Below are 3680 nucleotides of genomic sequence, written 5' to 3' on the forward strand. Positions count from 1 at the left end.
AGTCGCTGAACGGTTCACGCTCGCCCAGAAACGAATGCATAAACCAGGCGCGGGAATCGTGCACATATTCATCGAACAGCCTCAGCAGTTGCCTGGCCTCATCATTGAGCGGCTGATTTTGCTCATTGAACAACCGGGAGTAGGCCCGATTGCCCGCCCGGCGCAGAGCGGTGTACTGCTGGGCTTCGTCCTCTTCGTTGGTCAGATACACCAGCCCGCCGGCGGCCATATTGACGAACCGACCGACCGTGAACATCTCCGAGTTTTCCGGCAATTGCCACTCGGCCACGTAGTCAACTCGGAACTCGTTCATGGCGGCCCTCAGCTGGCTGTGGTCCAGCGAGGGTTCAAAGGTTTTGGCGGTGTTGATGGCGACGGGGGTGGACGCGCCGATGCGCTGCTCAAAGGCCCGTTTGGTGTGCTCATGCTGCACACGTTCTTCGCGCTCGCTGTCCGACCATTCGGGTAACGGCTGGCCAGAGCGAGCGGCCTGATCTTCTGCCAGTTGCATCGCGTGCAAGGCCTTGAATGCCTCGCGCTCTTTAACGGTCATGTCCGGGCTTTCGCCAGGGTACTTACCGGTGACGTGAGAGTAAGCGGCGGAATCCTCGAACCAGTAACTGGCATAACGGTGGATGCGCCAACCGGTGATCAACCCGGCCTGATGGGCCATGGCGGTTTCCAGCGGGCCGGGGATCAGGGTAGTGCGCCAGGTGTTGAAGTGTTGGATGAGGGATTCGGAAACGTCGTAGGACGTTAGGGTTTTGTCATCCATCACTAACCATGGACTGCGTTCAATTTGATCAGCGTGAAGCGATTCACGCGGAGCTTGCAAGGGAGCACCCACTTTATAAGCTTCACTAAACATGTGGTGCAGCGCGATTTGCGAAAGCACCTCCTTACTCCCTCCAAGTGATTTGCCCTGATCACCCGGCGGATAGCCACCGCCTACATCCGAGTGCATGCCGGGGTACAGATATTCAACGGTGCCCTTGCGATAGGTCGACGGGCACAGCGGATCGTCAGGCTGCGCTTTGCGCCGTATCGAATCCAGCGGGAAACAGGCGCGCTGCTCATGGGCCGAAACCAGATGCACGCAGCGCTCTAAAAACACCTCCGAATCCGACAGCCGCAACGAGTCGTCAGCCCAGCCCATATGCCCGCTGGCAAAGGGCGCCAGATACGCCACACCCACCGACGCCACTGTGTCGAACAGCCCCATAAAGGCAATGCTGATGGGCAACCCGGCAAACAGATAACAGGTTTCACCCTCGACCTTGACTTGGGTCAACGCCTCCAGCCAAGTGGCAAAGGCCCGGGCTTCGGCGGCACCACGAGAAAAACCATACACATACAGGCGCATGGCCTTGATCAGCGGGGCGGTTTTCAGGCGATTCTGTAATTCGACTTTGTGTTGCAACTCGCGCATCGGGCCTTCAAGGACTGCCTTGCGGCGGGCGTAGCCGTCACTGACGAGTGAAGCGCCCAAGGCATCCATGCCCACAGACGTGCCCATTTTCTGGATGAGTGCGTAGGCAGCTTTTGGGGGAAGAGGACCTTCATTACAAGCGACCTGCAATACATCCAACAGTCGGGTCAGTCCCCAGTTAATGCGATTCTCGCCCCCAGTAGCCATACTCAGCCCAGAGCTGTTCGGCCCGAACTCGTGAATTTCCTTGAATTCAGTACCGACCCCTGGGATGTAATAGCGAAAGAAAGCCTCATCGCTCACAAGGGTTTGGGGCTGACCTTCCAAATCACCCAGACTGGCGTGAAATAAACGCGCCACATTACTGGTCGTGGGTGGCTTGCTCAATTTATCTGACGGCTCATGGTTATTAGTACCGTCAAAGCACAAGGTGATGTTCAACACATCCATACACGGCGGACCAAAATAACCCCGGTGTGCAGCGAGCGCAGCCCGCTCGGTTTCAATCGCAATCTGACGCTCCACTTTGCGCTGCGCGATGCCGTTATCGGCCACCTGCTGAGGATGCGAAGGTAACAGCCCCTTTTCAGGGAATTCCGGGGTCATCGCCAGAGGTTCCGCTGGCGGGCGTTTATCGAACGTATTCACGGTGTCGGGCATGTGCTGGGCACTTCCATTCGGCGGGGAAAGTTATAGGGGTGATCCCTGAGACCTTCATAGGTCGGGCTGGCAGAAACCTTGACCTGATCGCATGGCAAGAAATGCACGGTGACCAGCCCCAGTTGCTTGTAAGGCGCTACTTCAACCACGGCGCGGTGACGGGTATCTTTCTCACTCATTTCCTTCATTCGCGCGGTCCAAGCATCTGAAAAAAGCGGCTCTGACAAAGTGGCGTAATCGTAAGGTGAAGGATCTTTCTCCCACTCCACCACCACCGTCAGCCCTTCGCGCCATTGCACTGGCAACATCGCACAGCACATCTGGCTACGCGGGCCACCGCCATAAGGGCCGATGTTCGGGCCTCCGCCGCCGTTAACGCTGAAATGGTTGATGGCAGCCGAAGTGTGGTTAACCCCAGAAATCGAAGCCCCCAACATCGTCGGCCGCGACTCGACACAGCCTTGCAGCAACAGGCTGGCCACCAGCAGCAGAAATACGCGGCAAATCACGATATCGGGCATGGGCTGGGCACTTCCATTCGGCGGGGATATTGATAAGGGTGCTGAGGAAGACCGTCATAGGTGGTATCTGCCGCGACTTTGACTTGATCGCAGGGCAGGAAATGCACGGTGACAACACCCAGTTCTTGATAAGGGGCCACCTCAACCACTGCGCTATGTCGGGTGTATTTGCTTTGATGTTCTTTAGCAGCAGCAAACCAGCCATCGGAGTAGCGGGGTTTCGGCCAGTTAATGGAAGCACCCACGTTAGGATCTTTCTCCCACTCCACAACAACCGTCAGCCCTTCGCGCCATTCGCGTGGCAGCACGGCGCAACACACTTGCGTACCTCCGCCGCCATAAGGGCCAATATTGTGGCCACCATTGCGGTTGACGCTAAAGCGGTTGATGGCGGCCGAGGTGTGGTTGATGCCTTCTATCGGCGCCCCCAACATCGTCGGCCGCGACTCGACACAGCCTTGCTGCAACAGGCTGGCCACCAGCAGCAGAAATACGCGGCAAATCACGGTATCGGGCATGGGCTGGGCACTTCCATTCGGCGGGGAAAGTTATAGGGGTGATCCCTGAGACCTTCATAGGTCGGGCTGGCAGAAACCTTGACCTGATCGCATGGCAAAAAATGCACGGTGACCAGTCCCAGTTGCTTGTAAGGCGCTACTTCAACAACTGCGCGGTGACGGATATATTTGCTTTGATGCTCTTTTGCAGCTGCGAACCAGCCTTCTGAATAGCGGGGTTTTGGCCAATTTACCGAAGCTCCCACATTCGGATCCTTCTCCCACTCCACCACCACCGTCAGCCCTTCGCGCCATTGCTCTGGCAACATCGCGCAGCACATCTGGCTACGCGGGCCACCGCCGTAGGGGCCGATGTTCGGGCCTCCGCCGCCGTTTACGCTGAAATGGTTGATGGCAGCCGAAGTGTGGTTAACCCCAGAAATCGAAGCCCCCAACATCGTCGGCCGCGACTCAATGCAACCTTGCAGCAACCCGCTGACCAATAGCGCTACTGGCAGACAGTGCTTCATAACGAGCGCCCGTCATCAAGCATGTTCCTGGGGGTGTTGGTGG

Annotated in this window: 4 protein-coding genes; all 4 read right to left on the reverse strand. The window is 57.4% G+C overall.

Features of this window, described 5'->3' with window-relative positions; all coding sequences use genetic code 11:
• The coding region (locus ACI7MX_RS22900; RefSeq protein ID WP_405592106.1) for a T6SS phospholipase effector Tle1-like catalytic domain-containing protein at nucleotides 1-2089 on the reverse strand (2089 nt) is incomplete at its 3' end.
• Nucleotides 2074-2610, reverse strand: coding sequence for a DUF3304 domain-containing protein (locus tag ACI7MX_RS22905; RefSeq protein WP_405592103.1), 537 nt, complete (start codon nucleotides 2608-2610; stop codon nucleotides 2074-2076). The genes ACI7MX_RS22905 and ACI7MX_RS22900, both read right to left, overlap by 16 nt.
• Nucleotides 2595-3128: a DUF3304 domain-containing protein gene (locus ACI7MX_RS22910; RefSeq protein ID WP_405592100.1), complete on the reverse strand. Its 534-nt coding sequence runs from the start codon at nucleotides 3126-3128 to the stop codon at nucleotides 2595-2597. Before ACI7MX_RS22910 ends, ACI7MX_RS22905 begins: the two co-directional genes overlap by 16 nt.
• Nucleotides 3113-3637 carry a DUF3304 domain-containing protein gene (locus tag ACI7MX_RS22915; protein ID WP_405592097.1) on the reverse strand — a complete coding sequence of 175 codons (525 nt, stop codon included), beginning with the start codon at nucleotides 3635-3637 and terminating at the stop codon, nucleotides 3113-3115. The genes ACI7MX_RS22910 and ACI7MX_RS22915 overlap by 16 nt, the downstream gene beginning before the upstream one ends.
• Nucleotides 3638-3680 lie beyond the last annotated feature (43 nt).

The organism is Pseudomonas sp. 2024-210 (assembly GCF_045062345.1).
Classification (GTDB): domain Bacteria; phylum Pseudomonadota; class Gammaproteobacteria; order Pseudomonadales; family Pseudomonadaceae; genus Aquipseudomonas.